This is a genomic window from Dyadobacter tibetensis Y620-1, assembly GCF_000566685.1.
GTDB lineage: Bacteria > Bacteroidota > Bacteroidia > Cytophagales > Spirosomataceae > Dyadobacter > Dyadobacter tibetensis.
On sequence record NZ_AZQN01000002.1, the window covers coordinates 15,230 to 41,471 of the forward strand.

Below are 26,242 nucleotides of genomic sequence, written 5' to 3' on the forward strand. Positions count from 1 at the left end.
ATTATCTGGCAGATTTTTATTTATCTAAACTGGTCTTGAAGCGGACTCTAAATCGAATGATGGTCCATAATACCAAATACAACATGGCCAGAACCACCCCTATTTCCAGACTCAAGACCAGGGCCGTTCTATCCAGTAGACTCTCTCCTAGGCTTTCAAGAATTTTATAGGGATCATGGACGATGTCCCAGCTGTTCATTCTCCTTACCCGACCCAAATATACGCCAAAACCAGCCAAAGGAAAACTGATCAATAAAAACATCCAACTAAGGCGTTTTCCGTATACCCTGTTCCAGGCCGTATGAATCCAGTATAAAGAAACCAGACCGTTGAATAAGCTCACTTCAGCATAGAAAAACAGCATGATATTGTCATGCCAGGTAAGATCTCTATGAAAGTCTACCACCAGATGCGATAGATCGGTGATCATATAGGGGGCGTTGGGGAAAAAAGCAAGCCATAAAATACTCATCAGCGCCAGTCCTACCCTTCCCTCTCTAAAATGTACTGAATAATTATTGGCCAAAAATGCCACAATCAGGGGAATCCAGCTCAGGAATAAGTTCCAGTCCATGGAAAAGTCCACAGGAGCATTATAGAGTATGCGAACCAGATGAAAGCAAACGGCGATGAGACTCAACCCCAGTAACAAAAGCAGGGAATACAGCCCTTCCAGGGAAATAATAGGAGGATCAGAAACAGTAAACCGATAACTCCGAAACCAGTTGTATAATTTTCGCAATGGGTTCATTTATATTTTTCAAGAACGTTGGGATAGATTAGCCACAAAAGCACTTGTAATAGTACCATTTCCAGCTCTGGAGGTAGCTTTCTGATCTCAAACGTAAAAATATTATTCCAAACCCAAAATATTAACAGGAATTAAGTTAGAAACGGTGACTTTTTTTTATTGATAAGTAATTTTCTATTGATTAATATTGGAATTGTACAAATGGATTACTCAAGCTTCAGACAGCGGTTAGAGGGAAGATCATAATACAAGCCGGCCGAGTCAGATGTCCGTCTTTTCAGCCAAAGTGAGCATGTTCCCAATAGAAACGAAAGAGGACTTAAAATTCTGGGCTGAAACCGGTAAGGGTAACAGCCCAGCAAGCTTGTTAATAATAGGATTGATTGCCCTCTTAAGTCGAGGGATTCGGATTAGGCTTCTTCCTGCGGAAGGGGCGCTTTTTAGCCGGACCTGACCCTTCCTGGACGGTCTTACCCGTTTTTTCCCGGCGGTCGTTACGTCCACGGCCTCCACTGTTTCCTCCGCTCCCACTATTGCGTTTGGCGTTAAATATGGGAGAGGCTCCCAGACCCAGCTCAGCAGGTATAGGACGTTTTTCTATTTCTTTCTCAAATAGTCTTTCAATTTTCAAAACATATTTCTGATCGGCTTCATTAATAAAGGTAATGGCCGTCCCTTTGGATGCTGCCCTGGCGGTACGACCGATCCGGTGAACATAGTCTTCGGGGTCGCGGGGCACATCGTAATTGACTACATGGCTAAGGTTATCGATGTCAATTCCCCTGGAAAGCACATCGGTGGCTACCAGAACAGGAAATTCCCGATTTTTAAAGGACCTCAACACCGTTTCCCGGTCGGTCTGATCGGAGTCGGAAGAGATGCCATGAGCCTTCAGACCCAGTTTGCGCAGGGCCCTGACGATAGGCTCCACAGTGTTTTTCCTGGAGGTGAATAGCACCATACTGGTATCGGCTACGTCGGTCATCAGGTGGGAGAGCAGAGGCAGCTTCTGACTGTCACCGGCCATATAAAACTGCTGATCGATTCGCTCCGCAGGGCGGGAAACCGCCAGTCGCACTTCTTTTGGATCATGCAGAATTCTTTTGGCCAGATCTCCTATTTTCGACGGCATGGTGGCCGAAAACATCAGGGTCTGTTTTGGAGAAGGCAGAAAGCTCATGATCTTCATGATATCGCCCAGGAAACCCATATCGAGCATGCGATCGGCCTCATCGAGCACCAGATGTTTCAGCCCATCAAACTTCACATAACCCAGTTGCAGGTGGGCGATTAAGCGGCCGGGGGTAGCAATAATGATGTCGGCTCCCTGAGAAAGGGCCTTTTTTTGTTGGTCCCATTCCGGACCCTTATTGCCTCCATAAACGGCTATGCTGGTAGCGCCTACAAAATACCCCAGACCTTGAATCTGCTGGTCGATCTGAACGGCCAGTTCACGGGTAGGAACGAGGATAAGGGCGGCTGTTTTGCCATCGGACTCATGGGCCACTTTATCTAATATAGGGATCAAATAGGCGGCCGTCTTACCGGTACCAGTCTGAGCACAGGCGAGCAAATCGCCGCCTTCGAGAATAATGGGGATGGCTTGTTCCTGAATGGGGGTTGCCGCTTGATAGTTCATAGAGTCCACGGCGTTAAGCACGTCTTCGTGGAGCTCAAATTCGTTAAAATTCAAAATTCAGCTTTTTTTTGTTCAAAACCCTTTATAACAAGGCTTTGAGGTTGTTTAATATACTAGCTGACCTTGATTTCTGAGTCAGCAAACCGCTTGATTTACTCCAAATATAACAGATATATCGTTCTGGAAAAAATGGATACCCCTGTCAGCTGGTTGATAGCTAGAGGACTTACCCGAAAAATAAATAGCCCAATGGAGGTATATTTCCATTGGGCTACCCCGGAATGATTGGGTATGGTTATACCGTCAAGGGTTGCAGACTTTGCTCCTCTTCCGCTGTATAGAGCCGGGAGCGGGTGATAAAGCGTATCCCCATGGGAATCTCCAGGGAAAAGCTTGAACCCCGACCTGGCACCACATCTATGGTCAGCTGGGTATGTTTCCAGTATTCAAACTGATCGCGACTCATATAAAAGGGGGCTCCGACGATATAACCCAGGAGCACATCGCTATCTCCTACTTTAAACTCACCAGCTTCGAAGCACATGGGTTGGGAACCATCGCAACAGCCCCCACTCTGATGAAACATCAGTTCGCCATATCGCGATTTTAGTTGTTCCACAATCCTTTCCGCTTCCGGGCTAATTAGTACGCGTTGGGTAGTCCTCATAGGCATTTAAAGTTTATAAGATCAGAAAAACCCTAGCTTGTTCTGGTCATAGGAAATCAGCATATTCTTCGTATTCCGGTAATATCCTAGCATCATCTTATGATTCTCCCTTCCGAAGCCTGACTTTTTATAGCCACCAAAAGGAGCATGGGCAGGATAAGCATGGTAGTTATTGACCCATACCCTACCCGCCTGAATGGCTCTGGGCACCTGATAGATCTCGTGGGCATCCCGTGTCCATACTCCGGCTCCCAGTCCATACAAGGTATCATTGGCGATTTCTATAGCCTCTTCGGTCGTTTTGAAGGTGGTCACGCAAACGACCGGCCCGAAGATTTCCTCCTGGAAAATCCGCATTTTATTATGGCCTTTGAAGATGGTGGGCTGGATATAATATCCTCCTGCAATACCATTTTCGAAACGGTGCGCCTCCCCACCCGCCAATATTTCGGCTCCTTCCTCCTTCCCAATCTTCAGATAGGACAGTATCTTTTCATACTGATCGTTGGAAGCCTGAGCTCCCATCATCGTTGATCCATCGAGGGGGTGTCCCATTTTTATGGCCTTGGTTCGCTCGATCACCCTGCTCATAAACTTGTCATAAATACTTTCGTGAACCAAAATCCGGGAAGGGCAGGTACAAACTTCGCCCTGGTTAAAGGCGAAGAGGACTGCTCCTTCAATGGCCTTATCGAAGAAGGCGTCGTCGGCATCGGCTACCGAAGGGAAGAAAATATTGGGCGATTTGCCCCCTAATTCCATAGTAACCGGAATCAGATTTTCCGATGCATACTGCATAATAAGCCTTCCTGTAGTGGTCTCGCCGGTAAAAGACACCTTGGCTATCCTCGGTGAGGATGCCAGGGGTTTCCCTGCCTCTACTCCAAACCCGGAAACAATATTGAGCACCCCTTCAGGCAGGATATCTCCTATAAGTTCCATCAGAATCATAATGGAAGTGGGAGTCTGTTCGGCAGGTTTCACTACCACGCAACAGCCAGCCGCTAAGGCCGGCGCAATTTTCCAGGTGGCCATCAATAAGGGAAAATTCCAGGGGATAATCTGCCCAACCACACCAATGGGCTCATGTAAATTAATAGAAATCGTGTTCTCGTCATGCTCTGAAATCCCACCTTCCTCAGCACGAATTACCCCTGCGAAATATCGGAAATGATCTACACAAAGGGGAAGGTCGGCGGCCCGGGTTTCCCGAATCGCCTTCCCGTTGTCTATGGATTCTACAACCGCCAGGTATTCTATATTATCCTCGATTACCTGCGCAATTTTCAAAAGCAAATTGCTACGGGTCGCAGCCGCTGTTTTACTCCAGGAAGGAAATGCCTTATGGGCGGCGTCCAGGGCCAGCTCTACATCCTCTTTGGTGGAGCGGGCCGCCTGGGTAAACACCTTCCCGTCGATGGGAGATATATTATCGAAATATTCGCCCCGAAAAGGAGGAACAAATTGCCCTCCGATAAAATTTTCGTAACGTGCCTTAAACTCTGGACGCTCGGCCAGATTAGCTACCCCGGTGGCAACCGCCCCGGTGGAAACCGCCCCGGTGGCAACCGTTTTGTGATCTTCTGTTATAGTCGACATATTGTAGTTAAGATTAAGTGTTTTTCTTATTTAGGATTCTCAAAACTACATACCTCCTCGCCCTTTCACTGGGACGATCGTTCCAACTTATAGCATAATAATCTCATTTTTTACAAAAAATATTATAGATCTTCAAAATCAATAAAATGTAATATTTTCTCACTATATTGTAAATTATACATGCGACCCTTGTTAAAGTTTACATTTTACAAAAAAGCCCATAGCGATTATGCCCCAAGGCCATCTACTCCATACCTTAGCGCTCACGGAAGAAAAATCCCTTAAAACCTTGGTAGAAAATCGCCGTGCATTTACCTTGAAAAATTGTGAGCTGAATGTTTTTGAAACCAAGGAATACTCGGCCATGGTCCCGCTGACTTTCCCCGACTTCGTAGTCACCAGCATGCTAAGAGGTAAAAAAATTATGCACTTATTTGACCAACCGGGTTTCGACTATCTACCAGGTCAGAGCGTACTGGTACCAGCCCATGTCACCATGCAGATTGATTTTCCGGAAGCCAGTGCTGACAATCCTACCCAGTGCATCGCTCTGGCACTAGACCAGTCCAAGATCGATCAGATTATACATCGACTGAATGAAGACTACCCCCGGGAGGGGGCCGGTCAATACTGGCAGCTCCATCGCAATCAGTACCATTTTTTAAACAATGTATCCCTGGCGCAAAACCTAAATAAACTCATACATATCTGCACAGGAGGCGGCCTGGCTAAGGATATTCTCGCCGACCTGGCTCTGCAGGAAATGATCGTCCATATCATACAAACGCAAAACCTGAAGCTGACAGAAGAGCATCCCCAGGCGCAGGAGCAGCCGCTGGACTATGTCATTGGCTATATCCGGGCCAACCTGACCGAAAAGATTGCTGTAGAAAAGCTAAGTGAAAAGGCATGTATGAGCAGAACCTCCTTCTATAGAGCCTTTAAACGGGAGTTTAACCTCAGTCCCCTGGAATTTATACTGAAGGAAAAAATAAAAAAGGCCAAACAACTCCTGTCCGATTCCAGGACCAGCATCTCAGAAGTATGCTACCAGTTAGGATTTTCAGACCTGAATTATTTTGGCCGCCAATTTAAAAAGTCGGAGGGCATCAGCCCCAGCCAATACCGTAGCCTACAGGAGCCCGGCGGCCAGAAAAAATAATTTCTCTCCAGACAAAGATGCTTACTCGGTAAGCGGTCGTACTTTAATATCCTTATAATAGACGACACTTTTAGGATCGTGGGCCTGAAGGGCAAAGGTTCCACTTTTGATAATTCTATCGATGGTATCTTCCGGGCGCTTGTCCACGTCCTTTTCTTCATAATCCACTACCGTAACACCATTAATTTTAACGGTGATATGCTTTCCTTCTACCTTGATATATTCGCTGAACCACTCATTATCCCGGGCATAATTCTCCTTAATGTCCACAACATTATATAAGCTCCCTGTCCGCTTCCAGTCGGTATGAGAATTATTGACCTGAACCTCGTAGCCCAACTTCGGCCAACTCGCCTCCTGAAAGGTGGTATGGAAATAAATGCCTGAGTTGGCTCCGGACATGGTCATCACCGTTGCCTGAAATTCAAAGTTTTTAAAATTATGATTTTTCACCGGTCCCATATAAAATAAATGGGCCTTAGGCCCCGCCACCTTTATCCTTCCTTCGGAGACCGAAAATGAGGAGGCATTCTCTCCTACCTCCCAGCCATCCAGATTCTGACCGTTAAAAAGCGAGACCCAGCCATCCTGTGCGTGGACCTGTGTTCCTACCAGCAGCAATGATACCGCTATAAATACTATTATCCTCCCGAATCGTTTCATGCTTAATTCCTATTAATATGATGTATAATACCATTAAGGAAGAATTCAAAGATAAACTACTCATTCCTTCAGGATAAATCTGACCCGAGGCCAGGCATTTACTGCCTCAGATAAACAGTTAGGAAGTCAAGCTCTTCCTATCCTCATCCTTGGTCCACCCAGGTTTAGTCAGGCAGGCGAACATGAATTTTCCGATCAAACAAAATTATCCTATTTATGTATCCAGTCCTGAGAGCAGCTATTCCAAGTTTTGGAATCAGTGTGGTCGAGCAAACTTGGCCTCAGGGCTAATTCTATCCTCAGCTATACAATTAAGATAAGTTATTCTTATTCTTCCATAGTAATCTCATCGGTCTTATGGCCGAATTAATATTGTATAGCTAATCAAAAATAAATAAGAAAATGAAATAGTCCTTTTACGACTGACCACAGTAATGCCAGAGAGCTGATCGAAACCTTACAGAGAAGAAATCCAAATTCGAGAGCCGGCCTTGTAGTATATTTTACAGTAGTTTTATTATATACCTACAAACCATTAGACAGATTAAGAAAATTTATCATAGTAAAAAAAACAGCAATAGGTATAGTACAGTTCTATAATGTTATTTTAATATCCCGATTACGAAGGCTAAAATAATGGAGTACAGAATAAATAATTCTACTATATTTACCCTAAATTTGTAATACTCAACAATTTCGAAAATTTCGGAGTGGATTCGCAATCTGTTTCACCCTCGACAGAGAATTTAAACATCCGGGAATAGTTATGTTTAACTGGTTATACAAAAAGAAAGAAACACGTACCAAAGACTTCTCACATATCGAAATCGATATCCATTCACATCTGATCCCTGGGATCGACGATGGGGTGGAAACCATCGAGGAAGCGTTGGAGATGATTAAAGTCTTTCAGGAACTAGGCTATCGCCGGATCTATACCACTCCCCATATTATCTGGGATTGCTATAAGAACACACCTGAAATAATTCTTAATGGATTAGAAGAAGTTAGGATGGCAGCCTCAAAGGCTGGCCTGACTCTGGAAATCAATGCTGCCGCGGAATATTTTATAGACGAGCATTTTGTGGATATGCTGCAGAATGGGCAAGAACTACTTACCCTTCCGGGGAATCGTTTATTGGTCGAACTTCCCTACTCCACTCCCCTGCTCAACACCTCAGAAACCCTGTTTTCAATTATTGAAAAAGGCTATAAACCCGTACTTGCACACCCTGAACGATATACCTATTACTACTCCGACCCGTCGATCTATCAGAAATTAGTTGGTCAGGGTTGCGAACTCCAGGTCAATGCCCTGTCCCTGGGGTCCTATTACGGAGATAATGTTCAAAAAATGGCGAACTGGTTACTTAAAAACAATCTTATCACTTTTTTGGGTTCGGACGCGCATAAAATTCAGCATTTAGAGCAAATGGGCCGAAATAATAAACAGAATTATTTAGTAACCTATCCTTTTATGAATCAAAAACTTCTGTAAAATTCATATTGAATGATAGAATATCTGCTACATTTGTACTCTGAAATATAACTAAAGTAAGCAGATATTATTTAGACATGGTGACAAAGTACGTCTTGGATAGTTCGAAGTGCGGTTCTATAAAACATTAATACTTAGCACAAAATCGATCTAAACGCAGAAAATAAAGAATTTTATACCTATTAACGCTGTGAATACTTACCTATGATTACGAATTTAAAAAAGGGCATAAACCTAACATTAGTTCTACTTCCCCTTCTTGCAGTAATAGCGGGATCTTTTAGCTCCTGTGTCTCTCCCAAGTCAATTGTATATTTCCAAGGTGATACCCTAAAATATCATGCCGATACCATTACCCAGATATACGTTCCCACCATCGAACCTAACGACATCCTGACCATAATCGTGGGGAGCCTTAGTCCCGAATCAAATGAAATGTTTAATGCAGCCGCCATTATGACTACGGCCAGCACCAATTATGCAACCTCAGGAGCCGGAGCCAAATTGCAACCCTTAGGCTATCTGGTTCAAAATGACGGTACCATCGAAATGCCCCTGATCGGGAAAATATCCTTGCAGGGATTAAAAACCGAACAGGCTTCCGAACTGATCCGTACCCGATTGAAAGAATATCTGAAGGAGCCTTCCGTAATCGTCCGGAACGTAAACTTCAAGGTCTCAATCCTGGGAGAAGTAAAAGCCCCCGCTATTTATGTGGTTCCCGATGAGAAAATCACCCTGCCTCAGGTATTGAGTCTCGCAGGAGATATGACCATCTATGGAAACAGAAAAAATGTGCTGGTGATCCGGGAAGAAAATGGCAAAAGAGAATATGCCCGTATCGACCTTACAAGCCGCGAAGTCTTTAACTCGCCCTATTACTATCTGCACAAAAACGATGTAGTATATGTCGAGCCCGTTGAAGCAAAAATGCTGGAGTCCGATATCCGTGCCCGTCGCCTTCCTCTGATAGCCAGTGTAATTTCCGCAGTAAGTACCCTCACCATCCTCGTTCTAAATTTTGTAAAATAATTCAATATTAGCCAGTATTCGGTTTACTCAACGTTTATGAAAGAAATACAAAACAGCAACAGGTCCCAGGAATATTTTGAAGAAGAAGAACAAGAGTTCGACCTTCAGCAATATATCCGCCGCTATTTCCGCTACTGGTATCTGTTTCCAATCTTCGTAGCCATCACCCTGACGGCCGCATTCTTCTATCTACAGATTACCCAGCCTGTATACAGCACCAAGACCTCTATGCTTATCAAAGATGAGAAAAAGGGGATCAGCGGGGCACAGGGAGACATTCTCTCTGAACTCAGCAATCAGTTCGGAGGAAATAAACTCGTAGAAAATGAGATCGAAATTCTGAAATCTCAGAACCTGACCGAACAGGTCATCAAGGAGCTCGCGCTGGATGTAAGCTATACCACCAAAGAAGGTTTAAGAACGGTAAATATCTATGGCCGCAGTCCCGTTAAGGTTACTCCAGAGGTGATTACAGAGTATGGTTATGAAGAACCTATGCAGATAGAAATGGTAGACAGCACTCATTTCACGCTTAACGGAAATGATGAGGTATACCCATTCAATAGCCGGATCACCAATGCCTGGGGAGCTTTTATCGTGCAAAAAGGGGACGAATCGAAGGTTCAGGATCTGAGCATACGCTTTTTACAGTCCAAAAGCCTGGCAGAGAGTATGCTGGCTCGCCTGAGTGTACAGCAACCCAATGTAAAGAGCACGGTGGTCGAACTCACCTTTGAAGATGTAAATGTCCAGAGGGGCCGGGATGTTCTGAATAAACTCCTGGATGTATATGTGCGCTCTGCCCTGGCCGACAAAAACAGTGAGGCCAGCAATACCCTGAAATTTATTGAAACCCGTTTGGGCCTGATAACGGGAGAACTGGGGGATGTAGAAAAGGATGTAGAGACCTATAAGACCAGCAAGGGACTGACCGATATCAGTGCCGAGTCGGAGCTGTTTCTGGAAAATATTAAGGAAAATGATGCCAAGCTTAATGAGGTGAATACCCAGATATCCATTCTGGAAAGCGTAGACAACTACATTAAGAACGCAGGTGCTGGGGCCGTAGCACCCGCTACCTATATGATCAACGATCCGGTGCTGGTGTCTTTGCTTACCAAATTTAACGAGCTGGAACTTCAGCGGGAACGCTATGCCCGTACCACCACCGCCAACAACCCCTTGCTGGAGACCATCAATACCCAGCTGGCCAGTGTAAGGCAGTCTATCCGCGAGAATGTGCAAAATCTTCGCCGGGGTATGGATGTTACCAAGCAAAACTTACAGTCGATTAACAGCCGCTTCTCGGCAGGCCTGCGAAGCATACCGCAAAAAGAGCGGGAATATGTGGGCATCAAGCGCCAGCAGACCATCAAAGAAAATTTATATCTTTATCTGTTACAGAAAAGAGAAGAAACGGCTCTGGCCTATGCCTCCACGGTAACGGACAGCAGGTTGATAGACGCCCCAATTTCAACTTTCAAACCTATTAAACCCAAGAAGGCCCTAATCGCCCTGGGAGCTTTAATGGCCGGATTGGCCATCCCCCTGCTCTTGATCAATCTGATATTCCTGATCAATAATACCGTGCAGAACCGGGAAGATATAGAAAAAAGAACCCACGCCTCCATTCTGGGAGAAATTGGTATGATGAAAGTCAGCAAGGACCAGCCTGCTTCCGATGCCATTATCAAAATGACCAGCCGGAGTGCAGTAGCCGAACAGTTTAGGGCTCTTCGTACCAACCTTCAATATCTGGGAGATGGTAGTTGCCGGACCATTATGTTTACCTCTTCGGTGGGTGGAGAAGGGAAAAGCTTTATCAGCATCAACCTGGCGGCTTCTCTGGCCTTTTCCGACAAACGGGTGGTATTGCTTGGGCTCGATTTGCGCAAGCCCTCCCTGCAGGACCGTTTGCAGGTGAGCAATTCCAAAGGAGTCTCCAACTATCTGATCGGACAATCGGACCTCCCCAATCTGATCCAATCGACCGGTGTACACCCCAGATTCGACGTGATTACCAGTGGTCCCCTACCTCCCAACCCTTCTGAACTCTTAACCAACGGACGCCTGCCTCAAATGATTGCTGAGCTGCGCAAGGAATACGATTATGTGCTTATTGACTCCCCTCCCTATGGATTGGTGACCGATGCAGCACTGATCGGTGATTTTGTTGACGCCTCCCTTTATGTGGTTCGTTTCAACTATACCTTACTCGATCATTTGAAACGCATTGGCGATTTATATAGAACCAAAAGATTCAAAAACCTTTCCATTATCTATAACGGGGTCAATTACGGGGCAGGTTATGGCTATGGCTATGGCTATGGCGGGTATGGATATGGCTATTATACCGAAGATGAGGTAAGCGCCAAAACCAAAACCTTAAGCGTAGACAGGCTGAAAAAACTGATAGGCAAAGGTTAATATTTATCATAACCGTTAGTATACTTATTCATAAATTGGTATAATATAATTAATTCATCCAAAAAAGTAAACTAACAAGTATTTTGTCAAAATATTTAGTATATAATAAGAAAATTTAACCTAATAAATTTTGCCAATTGTAAAAAAAATCCTAATTTCGTCCCTGTGGATTGTCTTATACCAAGACAATCCACAGAATAAGTCAAAATAGTATGCATTTGAGATAATTAATAGTAAATTTTCTATTTAGTTTCGAATTGATATTGGATTTTACTCAACGTTATCATATTTACTCAACGTTATGAAAAGTCTGTTAGCATAAAAATCAGGCAGTAAGCCGAATAGACCTCCGGGGCAATAGCGGTTTACTACCTGATGCTGACAGCAATAACAACAGATTTCTACAAACGGGCCAGGATTCCTTTATTTAGAGTTATGGACCAACAGTTTGAAGTATAGCATTTTATTTTACTCAACGTTATTATGAAAATTGCAGTAGTAGGAACCGGTTACGTAGGACTCGTAACGGGAACCTGTTTCGCCGAAACAGGGAATCAGGTTACCTGCGTAGACATCGATGCGCATAAGGTAGCCCGGATGCAGAATGGAGAGATCCCCATTTATGAGCCCGGTCTGGATGTGCTCTTCGACCGCAATATTGCCGAAGGGCGTCTCAGCTTTACCACCAATCTGGCAGAGGGTATTCAGGATGCCGAGGTAATCTTTCTGGCCCTCCCTACCCCTCCAGGGGAAGATGGCTCAGCCGACCTCAAATATATATTAGGCGTAGCCAATGACCTGGGCCCCCTTCTGCATCAATATGTGGTAGTAATCGATAAGAGCACGGTTCCGGTGGGCACCGCACAGAAGGTTCAGGCGGCCATCGCCGCCAATGCTACCGTTCCATTCGATGTAGTGTCCAATCCCGAATTTTTGCGGGAAGGAGTTGCCGTTGAAGACTTTATGAAACCCGACCGTGTAGTGGTAGGGACTCAGTCGGAGCAGGCCAAAAGAGTGATGGAGAAGCTATATGCTCCCTTGGTGCGTCAGGGCAACCCCGTTATTTTTATGGACGAACGTTCGGCAGAAATGACCAAATATGCTGCCAACTCATTCCTTGCCCTGAAGATCACCTTTATGAATGAGATCGCCAACCTCTGCGAAAAGGTAGGCGCCAATGTAGACGATATCCGCCGGGGCATCGGGACCGACAGTCGCATAGGCAAGCGTTTTCTCTTTGCCGGTATCGGTTACGGAGGGAGTTGCTTCCCCAAAGACGTGCAGGCACTGGCCCGTACTTCCAGGGATTATGGTTACGACTTCCGCACGCTGACCTCGGTGATGGCCGTCAACGAAGATCAGAAGAAAAAGCTAATTCCTATCGTACAGGATTATTTTGAAGGCAACCTGGAAGGGAAAACCATAGCCGTTTGGGGACTTGCATTTAAGCCCTATACCGACGACATCCGTGAGGCTCCTGCTTTGGAAAATATCAAAGCCCTGATCGCCGCCGGTGCCAAAGTTACCGCCTACGATCCGGAAGCCATGGATAATGTAAAGAAACTCCTCCCCGAAATCACCTATTGTCATACGGCCTATGCGGCTTTGGACGATGCCGATGTGCTGATGATCTTTACGGAATGGCCACAGTTCCGCACCCCGGATTTTGATAAAATGGGCAAACTCCTTAAAAATAAAGTCATTTTCGATGGCCGTAATTTATATGAACTATCTACGATGAAGGAACAAGGCTTTGCTTATTACAGTATTGGCCGTTCCGCACTGGTGCCAGCCGAAGCTGCCCTGGCCGATTAATATAATGGGGCCCGACGACCCGGGCCCCAGCCTATGCCCTTAAGGTAAAATCCTCTCCCCGCCTTAAGCTCTTCAAACCGGGGGAGCGACCCTCATCACTGAAATAGAAATGAATCATATAAGCACATGTCCAGGATCATTCATGTAATACTTTCTGGTGGCGTTGGCAGCCGTTTATGGCCTGTGTCACGCAAGTCCATGCCGAAGCAGTACATTCCTATGTTCGACGACAAGTCACTGTTTCAACTCACTGCTGAACGCAACCGTGCCCTGGCCGACCATCTGATGGTGGTGGGCAATAAAGACAATTACTTATTATCACAGTCAGATCTGATGCGGGCTGGAATTGGGCATTATACGGAAATCGTAGAAGCCGCTCCCAGAAACACTGCGGCCGCCATCGCCTTTGCGGCCCTGGCAGCTGCTCCCGAAGACATTCTGCTCATCACCCCATCCGATCATATTATCACCAATGAAGTTGCCTATGCCGCGGCCATTGCAGAAGCCAAAACACTGGCTGCTCAGGGTCATTTGGTGACCTTTGGCATTACCCCTACCAAGCCGGAGACAGGCTATGGTTATATAGAAACAGCAGGGAATGAGGTACTGGGATTCCGGGAGAAACCCGATCAGAGTACGGCTCAACTTTTTCTGGAACAAGGAAATTTCCTGTGGAACAGCGGAATGTTCTGTTTTCAGGCTCAGGCTTACCTGGACGAACTGGAAGCCTTCGAACCCGAAATACTTGAAAAATCAAGGAATTGCTTCGCACTGAGTCAGGATTGTCTTTTGCCCGAAGCAGAGACCATGGAGATACCCTCGAAAAGTATCGACTATGCGGTAATGGAACGGTCTAAAAGAATAAAGGTGGTTCAAACCTCCTTCGGCTGGTCCGACCTGGGTTCTTTCGAGTCTATCTGGGAACATTGGGAAACGAAGGGAGAACAACAGCATTTTGTTAGTAATAACTGTGTAGTAGGTTCCAAAAAACATGTAGAGTTTGTAGGAGTAGAGGATTTGGTACTGGTAGAAACCGAGGATGCCATTCTTGTCCTATCCAAAAAGTGTAGCCAGGATGTAAAAAAGGTTTACGAACGCCTGGAAATTGAAAAGCCCGAGTTAGTAGCTTAGGGAGAGGATGTCGGTGTCACACTGAGCCTGTCGAAGTGTAAAAGAGCAGACATTATTAGATAACCAAAGGGGCCTTCGACAAGCTCAGGCTGACAGGAATAGCTTCGGCCTTCGACAAGCTCAGGCTGACAGGTCAAGCTGACAAGAAGGAGAAACAGTGTCACACTAAGCCTGTCGAAGTGTTAAAGAGTAGATATCAGGAGGTAACCGAAGGGGCCTTCGACAAGCTCAGGCTGACAGATCAGGCTCAGGCTGACAGCAAGGAAAAACAGTGTCACACTGAGCCTGTCGAAGTGTAAAAGAACAGATATTATAAACCAGCAAATAGCCTTAAAGCTAAGGGCATATATTAAAATGAAACAGAACGCAAAAATATATATAGCAGGGCACCGGGGGATGGTAGGGTCCGCTATCAGAAGAGCCTTACAAGAAAGAGGGTTCGACAATATCGTCGTCAGAACCTCTTCCGAGCTTGACCTGCGCAATCAGCAGGCTGTGGCGGATTTTTTCGAAGCCGAAAAACCTGAATATGTGTTTTTGGCAGCGGCCAAGGTTGGGGGCATTGTCGCTAATAATACCTACCGTGCCGACTTTATCTATGAAAACCTGATGATTGAGGCCAATATCATTCATCAGGCCTATGTACATGGCGTTACCAAGCTTATGTTTCTGGGCTCCTCCTGCATCTACCCCAAGCTGGCCCCCCAGCCCTTGCAGGAAAGCGCTTTGCTTACCGGCCCCCTGGAACCTACCAACGAGCCTTATGCCATAGCAAAAATCGCTGGGATCAAGTTATGTGAGGCCTATAGAGACCAATATGGCTGTAATTTTATCAGCGTGATGCCCACCAACCTGTATGGCTATGGTGATAATTACGATCTTCATCATTCACATGTACTTCCGGCCCTGATCCGTAAGTTTCATGAGGCCAAAGAAAGTAATAGCCCTACCGTAGAGGCCTGGGGCACGGGCTCTCCCAGAAGGGAATTCCTGTTCGCCGACGACCTGGCCGACGCCTGCCTATTCCTGATGGAATCCTATAATGGAAGAGACCTGATCAATATTGGTACCGGTGAAGACCTCACCATTAAGGCCCTTACTGAGCTGGTAGCCCAGACCGTAGGATTCACTGGGGAAATCGTCTGGGACAGCAGCAAACCCGATGGGACGCCCCGAAAACTCATGGACGTTACCAATCTGCATGCCCTGGGATGGAAACACCGGGTAGAACTGCCGGAGGGTGTGACTCTGGCCTATCAGGATTTCCTTCAACACCAGGTCGTTTATTCCGCCTGATAACCTATTGATATTGTACGAACTTTACTGAACTTATATAAAAATGGAAAATAAAGTAGCATTAATTACCGGTGTAACCGGACAAGACGGAGCCTATCTAAGTGAACTTCTTTTAAGCAAGGGCTATACCGTGCATGGTGTAAAACGCAGAAGCTCCCTGTTCAATACCGACCGCATCGATCATCTTTATGAGGATCCACATGTGGATAATGCCAAATTTATCCTTCATTACGGAGACCTTACCGACTCCATGAATCTTACCCGGATCATTCAGGAGGTACAGCCCGACGAGATTTATAACCTGGCCGCCATGAGCCATGTACAGGTAAGTTTCGAAATGCCGGAATACACCGCCAATGCAGATGGTATCGGTACCCTACGTATCCTGGAAGCGGTACGCCTGCTGGGATTAACGAAAAAAACTAAGATTTACCAGGCATCCACTTCGGAGCTTTACGGGTTGGTTCAGGCCGTTCCCCAGTCGGAGACGACTCCCTTTTACCCACGTTCTCCCTATGCCGTAGCGAAAATGTATGCCTACTGGATTACCGTAAACTACCGGGAAGCCTATGGAATGTTTGCGTCGAACGGGATTCTTTTCAACCATGAATCTCCCCTGCGTGGAGAGACCTTTGTAACCCGCAAGATTACCCGTGCCGCTGCCAAAATCGTTTTAGGCCTGCAGGACTGTCTGTATATGGGTAATATTGACGCACAACGCGACTGGGGACACGCCAAGGATTATGTAGAAGCCATGTATCTGATTCTGCAGCAGGAAGTTTCCGAAGACTATGTCATCGCCACCGGTGTCACTACCCGGGTACGGGAGTTTATCCGTCAGACCTTCGCCTTTTTAGGAGTAGAGCTTGCCTTTACCGGAAGCGAAGAGAATGAGGTAGCAACCATTGCTTCTTTCGATAAGGATCGTATGACGGAGCTAAATATCACCGAAACAGATCATCTGAAAATCGGGGCTACCGTTCTGAAAATCGATCCCCGCTACTACCGCCCGACCGAGGTTGAGCTACTGATCGGAGACCCTACCAAGTCCAACGAAAAACTTGGCTGGAAACCTAAATATACCCTGCAGACCCTGATCGAAGATATGACCTCGGCCGATCTACGTCTGTTCCAAAAAGACCGACTGCTAATGAAAGAAGGCTTTGGGGTATTGAATTATTTTGAATAAATAGAGAATATAAATGGTAATAGCTTTAGCCTTTAAAGCTATTGCTTCTCAATTATGATCAAAAATTTAATAATTTTATTCAATAGTCTCAAACGGGTAAACCTATTTCGGAGTCTATTTCTAAATATTCTAATAAATGGCAATCACGTTGGTAAAAACAAAATTCTAGTCTACGGTAATTCATGGATACGTGCTTGTCGCAGTTCAAGAGTAGAAATAAATAAAGGCATATTTAGATTTAACTCAGGCAGTTCAGTTATTGAGCCATTCCCAGGTTTAATTGAATTACAAGAAAATTCTAGAATAATTATTCAAAATGGTTTTTCAATTAAATCAGGATCCCATATAATCCTATCCAAAGATGCCCAATTAACCTTGGGTAGCGGTTTCATTAACCGATTTGCCAAAATTAGATGTTTCAAAGAAATAAATATTGGTCATAATGTTGCAATTTCCGAAAATGTTACCATATGGGATAGTGATGCTCATGAGTTAGTGGACTCAACGCGACCGAAAGCAGAACCTATTACTATAGGTAATAATGTATGGATTGGACTAAATGTTACAATTCTAAAGGGAGTTACTATTGGCGATGGTTCAATCATTGGAGCAGGGTCAGTAGTAAACAAATCAATTCCAGAAAATTGCTTAGCCGCAGGAGTCCCAGCTAAAGTTATAAAAAGAAACATTCAATGGAAATTTTAACTATGTCAACATTAGATTAATATTATGTCGACTTATAAAAGTATCTTAAAATCGACAGGGTTAATTGCTCTTGTTCAAGTGGTTCAGCTTATTTTTGGTTTAATTAGAAATAAGTTTATTGCATTGTTTTTAGGCACTCATGGATTTGGTATTTGGGGACTATATCAAACTTATATTGAAATGGTATCAACATTCTCAACGTTGGGAGTTGATCAAAGTTCAGTACGAGAAATAGCCAAAACAGAAGATATCCAGGAAAAGGAACAATATATATATCTAACCAAAATAACAATTCTATGTTTTTCATTAATAGCTGCAATTTTTTCTATTTTTTTTTCTAAGTCCATAAGCCGGTCCTTATTTCAGTCAGAAAGCTATTATATAGGAATTATTATAATTTCTTCATCAATCATATTTAATGGTGTAAGTAAAGGTCATAAATCTATACTGAATGGTCTTAGGGATATGAAGGGGCTTGCTTTAAGTCAAATAATCGGTTCTGCCTTAGGATCAATAATTACTATAAGTTTGGTTTATTGGCTAGGATTAGAAGGAATACCATGGTACTTGAGCTTAGTTGGATTGTCAACATTAATAAGTACCTGGTGGTTTCTAAAAAGACACAATTTAAAACATACTATAATTTCCCGAAAATATTCATACAATAAAATAAAATCGCTATTGTTCTTGGGCTTAGGTTTTAGCATTACAGCTATAATTGCAGCCTTTTCCTCATACTTCTCAAGGACATACCTAAGTGAAGCATTTAATATCAGTACAGTTGGTTTATATCAAGCGAGTTGGACAATTTCCAATTTATACATCGGAATTATTTTATCGGCGATGGGTATAGATTTTATGCCCCGATTAGTAAAGGTGATTGATGATTCTAAAAAACTAACTTCACTTATTAATGAACAAATGGAATTAGGAGCTCTTATTTCAAGTATCGGTGTCGTGTTTATATTATTGTTCTCGAAATCAATTTTAGAAATATTGTATTCTAGTGAGTTCCTTTTAGCAAATGATATAATCAAATGGCAAGTCTTAGGCGTAGCACTTCGGGTGCTAGGATTCCCATTTAGTCACGCTATCATGGCTAAAAACAAACCCATTATTTATGTAATCTTACAAGCTGTATTCTGGTCTTTAGATTATATCCTTTTAGTACTCTTAAGTAAAACGTATGGCGTCGGCGCTCTGGGAGTAAATTATTTCGTAGCCTATATCGTCTATCTTCTATTGTGTTGGCTTATTGCCAAAAGGCTTTATAATTTTCATAGTACAAATATATTACGACAGATAGTATGTGGTTCATTTATCTTTATTTGTGCAGCATGGATAATTTCTAATTACACGAGTGGAACCTACCTCATATTTATGGCTATTTCCATCTTACTTATCATGGCCGGATGGACTAACTATTATCTTTCAAAGCATATGAATCTATCGATCTTAAATGCTATTAAAAAACAAATAAGAAAATGAAGACATTGGTAAAAAAATGGATTCCGTATCCTGTAATTCTCTTCTTTAAGACTCATATTGAAAGAATTAATCTATTACGGGCGTATTTGCATGATGCCGAACGCTTTTTATATCATTCTAGCATGTTGCAATATGACAATCAAGGAATTAAACTAGTCGCCACAATAATAAGGAATTATCATGTAATTGAAAAGGGCCTAACGATGCCTGAAACTCGCCTTGGATTTGGTCAAGATAGAATGCTTCAGCTTATAGATCAATGTATTAGATATATTTCATACTTTGATCGAAATGATGAGCAGATAAAGCATGCGAGCCAAGTTATAGCCGAGTATATAACATTTCATGAAGAAAATAATTATCAATTAAATAAAGCAATAATTTCTAAATATAACGATTTAATCTTGAAATATGGTAGAATAGATGCCTCTTCTCAAATTTCAATTTCAAGAGAAGACTACTTTGCTAAAACAAATAAGTCCTTTCTAGAGTTTTCAAGTTCTCGTTCGAGTATTCGTAATTATTGTAACGAGGAAATTCCAATTCAAAAAATAACGGACTCAATTGATATTGCAAGAAATACTCCTTCGGCTTGTAATAGGCAAACCTCACGAGTTTATGTATATACAGACAAACAACAAATTAGCAAAATATTAGAAATTCAAGGTGGGAATCGTGGCTTTGGACACTTAGCTAATAAATTAATAATTATGACGGCGGAATTAGGCGTCTTTAATAGTGTGTCGGAAAGGAACCAGGCCTTCATTGATGGTGGTATGTATGCAATGAATATACTCTATTCATTACATTATCACCAAGTAGCTGGATGTATTTTAAATTGTAGTACGGATCCTAAAAAAGATAAAGAACTAAGAAGAGTTTGTGGAATTAAGGAATCCGAGGTTTTTATTGCAATGATTTCTTGTGGAATACCACCCAAAACGTTTAAAATCGCAAGCTCCAAACGTTTTTCCATGGATTATATGACTACATATATTCCTTCAATTAGAATTAAAGAACTGATAAGTTAGTATTGAAGATATTATGATTAAAAAAAGCAATAATATATCAATAGCTGCGACTTTGTTGTGCTCAGTTCACCTTTTTGGTTTATATTTTCGAGTAGGGGAATCTGTATACTTTATATTAGATGCACTTGCCTTAGTGTTAATATTTCGAGATTTAATTAGCCATAATTACTCTTCCACAAAAAAGAGAAGCTCGTCGACTTTATTGCAATTATTTTTTGTTGCCATTTTGCTAAGTGCAGTTTCTTGCTGGCTATATCATGACCAAAATATAGTTGCTACTATAATTGCTATGAGGTATTTTTTTTATCTTTTAGTGTATTTCCAATTGCACAAATTACGTATTCATAAAGAATTTCTTGAACAGCTAATATTTATATTGGCAATGGTTTATATGACCGTATTTCTAACACAATTTTTACTATATCCATATAAAATAGTAAACTACGGTAGTATTGAAGGATTTGATAGAGGTTTACTGAGGTTTCGAATTGAAGGTGCGGGTTTCTTGATGTTATCTACTTTATTAGCCCTGAACCGATTTATTCTTACACGAAAAACGAAATATATAATATTTTATGCAGTCGGGTTTTTATTTTTATTTTTATTGGGTTTCCGCACACTACTCATTTCCGGCGTAATTGCTTCATATGTATTGGTGATAAGGTTAACAGCAAACCCTTTTAAAATAATTAGAAATACGTGTATTATTGGTCTTCTCTTAGGATGTATTTATCTATTACCAAGCTTTCAAGATTATATCGATAGTATGACAGAACAAACCAAAAACCAATATGTAGATGGTCAAGATTATATTCGTGTAAGAACTTTTAATTTTTTTTCGGATAAAGTCAATGTTGATATAGGAAGCCTAATTTTTGGTAATGGGTTTCCTCAAGAGGATAGTAGATATGGTAATCTTGTATTAAATATTGGCGCAAAACTAAACGGATATATCTTCGCTGATTTGGGTATCATTGGATTTGCGTTTATCTATGGAATATTTGCTCTTATATTGTTTATATCAATATTTATTAAAGCCATTTTTACGAAAACGAGCCAAGACACTTTCTATTTAAGTTCTTACTTTCTTTATATTCTTATTGCCTCACTTACGACTGTGGAACTATATCGGAATGGAATGTTTGGAATTGAGGCGATGGTTCTTTACTTAATTGATATATCTAAAAGAAAATCATAATTATGAAAATTGTAATTTTAACGTTTCATTATGCCAATAATTACGGAGCTTTACTGCAGTGCTACGCCTTATCCGAGGTATTAAAATTAAAAGGACACACCGTAAACTTATTGAACTTAAACAAACCCCCAAAAAAAACTAGTCTAAGGAATAGGATAAGATTTGCAATCTATCACTATCGCCTAAACAAATTCAGAAAGGAATATCTTCCTAAGCCGACCAGAAAGTATATTAACTATTCTGAACTAAAAGCAGATTTACCTGTGGCTGATTGTTTCATTGTTGGTAGTGATCAGGTTTGGAATCCACAAATCACCGGCGATAACTGTTTGGAGTACTTTTTTAGCTTTTTACAAGATAGTCAAAAAAGGATAGCATATGCTGCAAGTTTTGGATTAAGTTCTTGGACATCAACCCAATTTGATGACGATATTAAAACCTTTCTGGGAAAATTTGATTCTGTCGGTATTAGGGAAGATTCGGGAGTAGAGATTGCCAAAGAAATCTTTGGTATCCGATCAAAGCAAGTATTGGACCCTACACTTCTGCTTGATAACTATGATAATCTAACAGGCCCTACTACTACAAAAAGCTCGCTAATAACATACAAGTTTGCTAAAGATGATGACTGGTTCAGTTTTGTAAGAGCTGTTAGTGTCCAACTAAATTTAGATCCCATTGCTCTTAATGAAAATAAACCCCAGAAGGACGTTAAAATTTCTCCCTTCACTTCTGTAGAAGAATGGGTCCGGAAAATAAGGGAAGCTTCGTTCGTAATCACAGATTCTTTTCATTGCATGGTGTTCGCAATTATATTCAATAAACCATTTGTAGTATTACCAGCACATCCGGAGAGAATTGGAAGAATGTTGTCCTTGTTAAAAAGCTTAAATCTTAGCGACAGGTTTTTTTATCAAAAGGAGGATATATTATCGAGTAATATTCTTAGCACAGATATTGATTATAACATAACTAATAAACTGCTAAAAGAAATGAGAAAATCTTCGTATGAGTTTTTGGACGAATGTTTAATTAATAATAAAGCTTAAATTAAACCTATTTAGATAATTTAGAAACGCAATGCCGCCAAAAATACTTATTCTCCCTTCTTTTTATCCAATGGAAATGGATTTCCCACGCGGTAACTTTTTCCAAGAACAAACAGAAATGCTCGTACAAAACGGAGTTAATGCGACGGTACTTTTCAATGAATCCCGATCTATTAGATCATTCACTATAAAAAAATTTCGCTTGGCTCACTTTCAAACCACCTACGGGATTGAGAACAATGTACCTGTTTTTAGAAAAAGAGGATGGAATATAATTCCTACAAAATTTAAACTAGGATCAAAGATTTGGATATACAATTCTATAAAATTGTTCGAGCATTACATTAATAATTATGGTAAGCCCGATATCATTCATGCACATTGTGCTCAAAATGCAGGCATGGTAGCACTCCATATAAAGAGGAAATATAACATCCCATATTTAATTACTGAGCATTCAACTGCTTATGCTTTGAAGCCTTTAAGCGTAGAACTTAAGTCTGCAATAAACGAAGTATATTCGAATGCATTTAAAGTAATAGCAGTGAGTACAGAATTCCAAAAATTATTAGCTAACAAACTATCTCTACCGGTCAATTTATTTGAAGTGATTCCTAATTTTATAGATACCAATTATTTTCAAAATACGGCAATTGGAGATTCATCACAGTTACCTTATTTGACAATTTTTACTGTCTGTTACCACGAAAGAAAGAAAAGGATAGATAGACTTATTGAAGCATTTCATAATATTTGCCAACAAGTTGCTAATGTAAAATTAGTTATAGGAGGCGTAGGCCCTGAAACAAGTCGTCTGCAAGCTCAGGTTAAAAGGTTAAATCTTGATTCAAAGATTTCATTTTCAGGATTTTTAACAAAGGAGCAAGTAAAAGATCAGTTATCCAAGACTTCTATATTCGTACTACCAAGTGATGTAGAAACATTTGGAGTAGTTCTCATTGAAGCTATGGCAATGGGTGTTCCGGTAATATCGACTAGATCAGGGGGACCGGAGGATATCATTAGTCCTGAGACAGGTATTTTGGTAGAAAAAACTTCAGAAGATTTACAAAAGGCAATTTTACACTTAATCGCCAATAAATCTCAGTTCGACTCCGTTAAAATTCGAAGGCGTATTTTAGATAATTATAGCGGCAAGGCGGTTGCTGATCAGTATAAATTAATTTATAATAACGCTTTTAGTGCCCTCCTCAATTTTGAATCGACTCGAAACTGATAAGAGAAGTCTAAAAAATTGATAGCCGTTGCGAATCCATTCCTCACTACTATTTAAATTATGATTTTTCAACCAGCTCCAATCTTGCTATTTACCTATAAACGTCTGGCAACGGTTAAAAAGACTATAGAGGCACTTAAAGAAAATGCCTTAGCGGATGAAAGTGATCTATATATCTTTTCGGATGGCCCTAAGAATGAAAAGGATGCTGAAATAATTGCTTGTCTACGAGATTATTTAAAAACTGTTACAGGCTTCAGAAATATTACCATTTACGAATCTCGTGTAAATAAGGGTCTGGCATCTTCCATAATAGATGGAGTATCTCTAATTATTAAGCAATCTGAAAAGGTGATAGTTCTGGAGGATGATCTGATAACGACCAAAAACTTTTTACAATTTATGAACTTAGGTTTGGAGTCATATCATACCAATACGGAGGTGCTTTCCATTTCAGGCTATTCATTTAATCTTGGCGAAAAACAACATAACGATGATGACGCATATTTTCTCAACAGAGGGTGGTCTTGGGGTTGGGCTACATGGTTGGACAGATGGGATAATGTGGATTGGTCGGTAAATGATTACCCAAGCTTCAAAAATAACCTCAAAGCTCGTAAGGAATTTGCCAAAGGAGGCTCTGACCTCAATGCCATGTTAGATAAACAGATGGAAGGATCCTTAGATTCCTGGGCCATTCGCTGGTTTTATCATCAATTCAAAACCAAGACTTTAACATTATATCCTGTCTATTCAAAGATATTTAATGAAGGTTTTGACAGCGACGCGACGCATACAACAGGCTCAGAAAGACGATATATTCCGAATATCGATAAGTTATGTAGATTCGATTTTCAGTTTCCGAAAACTATTGCGCTTTCCAAACATTTTCAGAAGAAATTTAATGATAAAATGGGTCTACAGCAAAGGTTTCTTTCTAAGCTTGAATCATATATAGTCAAATTTTCACGAAATTTTTCAAAATAATGATCCAATTGATTAAAAAACTACGTGATTTATATTTGGTTCATATTAAATACCGCTCCTATAATATAAAGTCTGGTTTTCATGCAGGAGCTCGAGTAAGATTATGGGCCCCCCATCAATTACAAATAGGCAAAAGCTTCTATATCGGCCGTGATTCGTTTATTGAAACTGATTGTGTAATTGGCGATTATGTCCTAATTGCAAATCGTGTGGGCATCATAGGTAAATACGATCATAACTATCAAGAAATAGGAACACCGATTAGATTGGCTGAAAGTATTAGGGACAAAAATTATAGTTGGAAAGGCAAGAACGTTATAACCTATATTGGCAATGACGTATGGATAGGTTATGGGGCCATAATTATGGGGGGTATCCAAATTGGAGAGGGATCAATAATTGCAGCAGGAAGTATCGTCACTAAAAATGTTGACCCTTATTCCATATATGCAGGTAATCCCGCTAAGAAAATTAGGGATAGATTTGAGACTGCTGAAGATTTGAAGTTACACAAGTATAAACTTATCAAAAGTTATTAAACTAATAACTTTTGATAAGTACTAACATATATAGACCGCCTTAATTCGGACGAAGCAGATATTAGTAAAGGGAAATAAGATTTCTCTCCTACCGATCGTAGTGCTTTTCAAAAAAATGCCGTATTACACTATAACGAATATTATACTCCATCCATTAGTCTAGATGTATTAAAAAATGCCTATAGAACGATTAACAGAGAAAAGGGAATTCTTAAATTGCAACATTAGTATAGGCAGTTACAGAGCCTTTATTAATACGTTAACCCTGAATGCAGCTACGCTTACCTCCACAACAGTTTGTGTAGCTAACGTGCATATGCTGGTGGAGGCTAATCAGGACATATTTATGCAGGCAATTCTGAATCGTGCCGATGTAGTCACTCCAGACGGTATGCCTCTTGCTAAGGGTCTGGAAATAATCTATGGAGCCAAACAGGATCGGGTCGCTGGAATGGATCTGCTGCCTTCCCTGATAGAAGAAGCTGCGAAGCGTGGGATTGGCGTCTTTTTTTATGGCTCAACGGATGAAGTTCTGAATGCGATGATCAAAAGGGCCACTAGCGAATACCCACATTTGAATGTGGCCGGTGCTTACTCTCCTCCCTTTCGGGCAATGACAGAAGAAGAAGATCAAGAAGTAATCTCTATGATCAACAAGGTACAGCCTGGTTTTGTGTTTGTAGGATTAGGTTGTCCCAAACAGGAAAAATGGATGTTCAAAATGCAAGGCAAAATCCATTCCGTGATGATAGGACTGGGTGGAGCATTTCCCGTCTATGCCCGCACTCAAACCAGGGCTCCTCAATGGATGCAGGACAAAGGGCTGGAGTGGTTGTTCCGGCTATATCAGGAACCTGGTAGATTGTGGAAACGCTATCTGGTTACTAATACCATTTTTATGAAGCTTTTCGCCCAGGAGTACTATCATAAAGTCATACGTGGTAAGGTTAGTCATAAAGAAAGGGAGAACTGGGTTTAGGACATATATCCTTAAAAATCAACCTTCCAGCCACATATTTATTACCATTAACTAAGTTTTTAACCTTTTAATAGTACAATTCAGTTAAATTTTTGAAGTTTAATAACAAAATAACTTTTGTCCTAAAAACATTTATTTGATACTGTACAATATTTGGTAT

The 26,242-nt window shown here is 41.6% G+C and carries 22 protein-coding genes; 17 read left to right on the forward strand and 5 right to left on the reverse strand.

The features are described 5' to 3' along the window. Positions 1-16: 16 nt before the first annotated feature. The 4 genes from X939_RS0103665 to X939_RS0103685 all read right to left on the reverse strand — a co-directional run bounded on the left by X939_RS0103665 (position 17) and on the right by X939_RS0103685 (position 4,656). A complete protein-coding gene (locus X939_RS0103665; RefSeq protein WP_229235990.1) occupies positions 17-751 on the reverse strand; it encodes a DUF1361 domain-containing protein in 735 nt (244 codons plus the stop codon). Positions 752-1,142: 391 nt separating this feature from the next. Beyond that, on the reverse strand, positions 1,143-2,444 hold the full coding sequence (locus X939_RS22025; RefSeq protein ID WP_044198467.1) for a DEAD/DEAH box helicase: 1,302 nt from the start codon (positions 2,442-2,444) through the stop codon (positions 1,143-1,145). 241 nt (positions 2,445-2,685) lie between these two features. After that, complete coding sequence (locus X939_RS0103680; protein WP_052353406.1) at positions 2,686-3,063, reverse strand: DUF779 domain-containing protein; 378 nt, start codon at positions 3,061-3,063, stop codon at positions 2,686-2,688. A 15-nt stretch (positions 3,064-3,078) separates the two neighbouring features. Continuing rightward, positions 3,079-4,656, reverse strand: a complete 1,578-nt coding sequence (locus X939_RS0103685) for an aldehyde dehydrogenase family protein (protein WP_025761916.1) — start codon at positions 4,654-4,656, stop codon at positions 3,079-3,081. Positions 4,657-4,885: 229 nt separating this feature from the next. Here X939_RS0103685 and X939_RS0103690 point away from each other — a divergent pair, with 229 nt between their 5' ends. Then, a complete protein-coding gene (locus tag X939_RS0103690) occupies positions 4,886-5,818 on the forward strand; it encodes an AraC family transcriptional regulator (protein ID WP_025761917.1) in 933 nt (310 codons plus the stop codon). A 21-nt stretch (positions 5,819-5,839) separates the two neighbouring features. Here X939_RS0103690 and X939_RS0103695 read toward each other — a convergent pair whose 3' ends face one another. Next, a complete protein-coding gene (locus X939_RS0103695; RefSeq protein ID WP_025761918.1) occupies positions 5,840-6,481 on the reverse strand; it encodes a 3-keto-disaccharide hydrolase in 642 nt (213 codons plus the stop codon). A gap of 766 nt (positions 6,482-7,247) precedes the next feature. On the opposite strand from X939_RS0103695, the gene X939_RS0103700 reads away from it, so the two are divergent. From X939_RS0103700 to X939_RS0103775, 16 genes are all read left to right on the forward strand, one after another. Beyond that, the gene (locus X939_RS0103700; RefSeq protein ID WP_025761919.1) at positions 7,248-7,979 is read left to right on the forward strand and encodes a tyrosine-protein phosphatase; all 732 of its coding nucleotides are present in this window, start codon (positions 7,248-7,250) and stop codon (positions 7,977-7,979) included. A gap of 204 nt (positions 7,980-8,183) precedes the next feature. Further along, positions 8,184-9,011, forward strand: a complete 828-nt coding sequence (locus X939_RS0103705) for a polysaccharide biosynthesis/export family protein (protein ID WP_025761920.1) — start codon at positions 8,184-8,186, stop codon at positions 9,009-9,011. Between the two features lie 36 nt (positions 9,012-9,047). Next, entirely contained in the window at positions 9,048-11,438 is a 2,391-nt protein-coding gene (locus X939_RS0103710) for a GumC family protein (protein ID WP_025761921.1), read from the forward strand. A 483-nt stretch (positions 11,439-11,921) separates the two neighbouring features. Further along, a complete protein-coding gene (locus X939_RS0103715) occupies positions 11,922-13,253 on the forward strand; it encodes a UDP-glucose dehydrogenase family protein (protein ID WP_025761922.1) in 1,332 nt (443 codons plus the stop codon). Between the two features lie 126 nt (positions 13,254-13,379). Next, complete coding sequence (locus tag X939_RS0103720) at positions 13,380-14,384, forward strand: mannose-1-phosphate guanylyltransferase (RefSeq protein ID WP_025761923.1); 1,005 nt, start codon at positions 13,380-13,382, stop codon at positions 14,382-14,384. Between the two features lie 354 nt (positions 14,385-14,738). Continuing rightward, a complete protein-coding gene (gene fcl, locus X939_RS0103725; protein WP_025761924.1) occupies positions 14,739-15,680 on the forward strand; it encodes a GDP-L-fucose synthase in 942 nt (313 codons plus the stop codon). Between the two features lie 43 nt (positions 15,681-15,723). Further along, positions 15,724-16,869 (forward strand): GDP-mannose 4,6-dehydratase, encoded by a 1,146-nt coding sequence (gene gmd / locus X939_RS0103730; RefSeq protein ID WP_025761925.1) that lies wholly within the window; start codon positions 15,724-15,726, stop codon positions 16,867-16,869. A 54-nt stretch (positions 16,870-16,923) separates the two neighbouring features. Beyond that, entirely contained in the window at positions 16,924-17,574 is a 651-nt protein-coding gene (locus X939_RS0103735; RefSeq protein ID WP_025761926.1) for an acyltransferase, read from the forward strand. Positions 17,575-17,598: 24 nt separating this feature from the next. Beyond that, positions 17,599-19,062 carry an oligosaccharide flippase family protein gene (locus X939_RS0103740; protein WP_025761927.1) on the forward strand — a complete coding sequence of 488 codons (1,464 nt, stop codon included), beginning with the start codon at positions 17,599-17,601 and terminating at the stop codon, positions 19,060-19,062. Then, entirely contained in the window at positions 19,059-20,093 is a 1,035-nt protein-coding gene (locus X939_RS0103745; RefSeq protein ID WP_025761928.1) for a nitroreductase family protein, read from the forward strand. The genes X939_RS0103740 and X939_RS0103745 overlap by 4 nt, the downstream gene beginning before the upstream one ends. 13 nt (positions 20,094-20,106) lie before the next feature. Continuing rightward, positions 20,107-21,291, forward strand: a complete 1,185-nt coding sequence (locus X939_RS0103750) for a hypothetical protein (protein WP_025761929.1) — start codon at positions 20,107-20,109, stop codon at positions 21,289-21,291. Between the two features lie 2 nt (positions 21,292-21,293). After that, positions 21,294-22,340, forward strand: coding sequence for a polysaccharide pyruvyl transferase family protein (locus X939_RS0103755; RefSeq protein ID WP_025761930.1), 1,047 nt, complete (start codon positions 21,294-21,296; stop codon positions 22,338-22,340). A 31-nt stretch (positions 22,341-22,371) separates the two neighbouring features. Further along, positions 22,372-23,577 carry a glycosyltransferase gene (locus X939_RS0103760; protein ID WP_084299306.1) on the forward strand — a complete coding sequence of 402 codons (1,206 nt, stop codon included), beginning with the start codon at positions 22,372-22,374 and terminating at the stop codon, positions 23,575-23,577. A gap of 60 nt (positions 23,578-23,637) precedes the next feature. Next, positions 23,638-24,564: a glycosyltransferase gene (locus X939_RS0103765; RefSeq protein ID WP_044198470.1), complete on the forward strand. Its 927-nt coding sequence runs from the start codon at positions 23,638-23,640 to the stop codon at positions 24,562-24,564. Further along, positions 24,564-25,103 (forward strand): acyltransferase, encoded by a 540-nt coding sequence (locus tag X939_RS0103770; RefSeq protein WP_025761933.1) that lies wholly within the window; start codon positions 24,564-24,566, stop codon positions 25,101-25,103. Before X939_RS0103765 ends, X939_RS0103770 begins: the two co-directional genes overlap by 1 nt. A 175-nt stretch (positions 25,104-25,278) precedes the next feature. After that, the gene (locus X939_RS0103775; protein ID WP_025761934.1) at positions 25,279-26,082 is read left to right on the forward strand and encodes a WecB/TagA/CpsF family glycosyltransferase; all 804 of its coding nucleotides are present in this window, start codon (positions 25,279-25,281) and stop codon (positions 26,080-26,082) included. Positions 26,083-26,242: the final 160 nt, after the last annotated feature.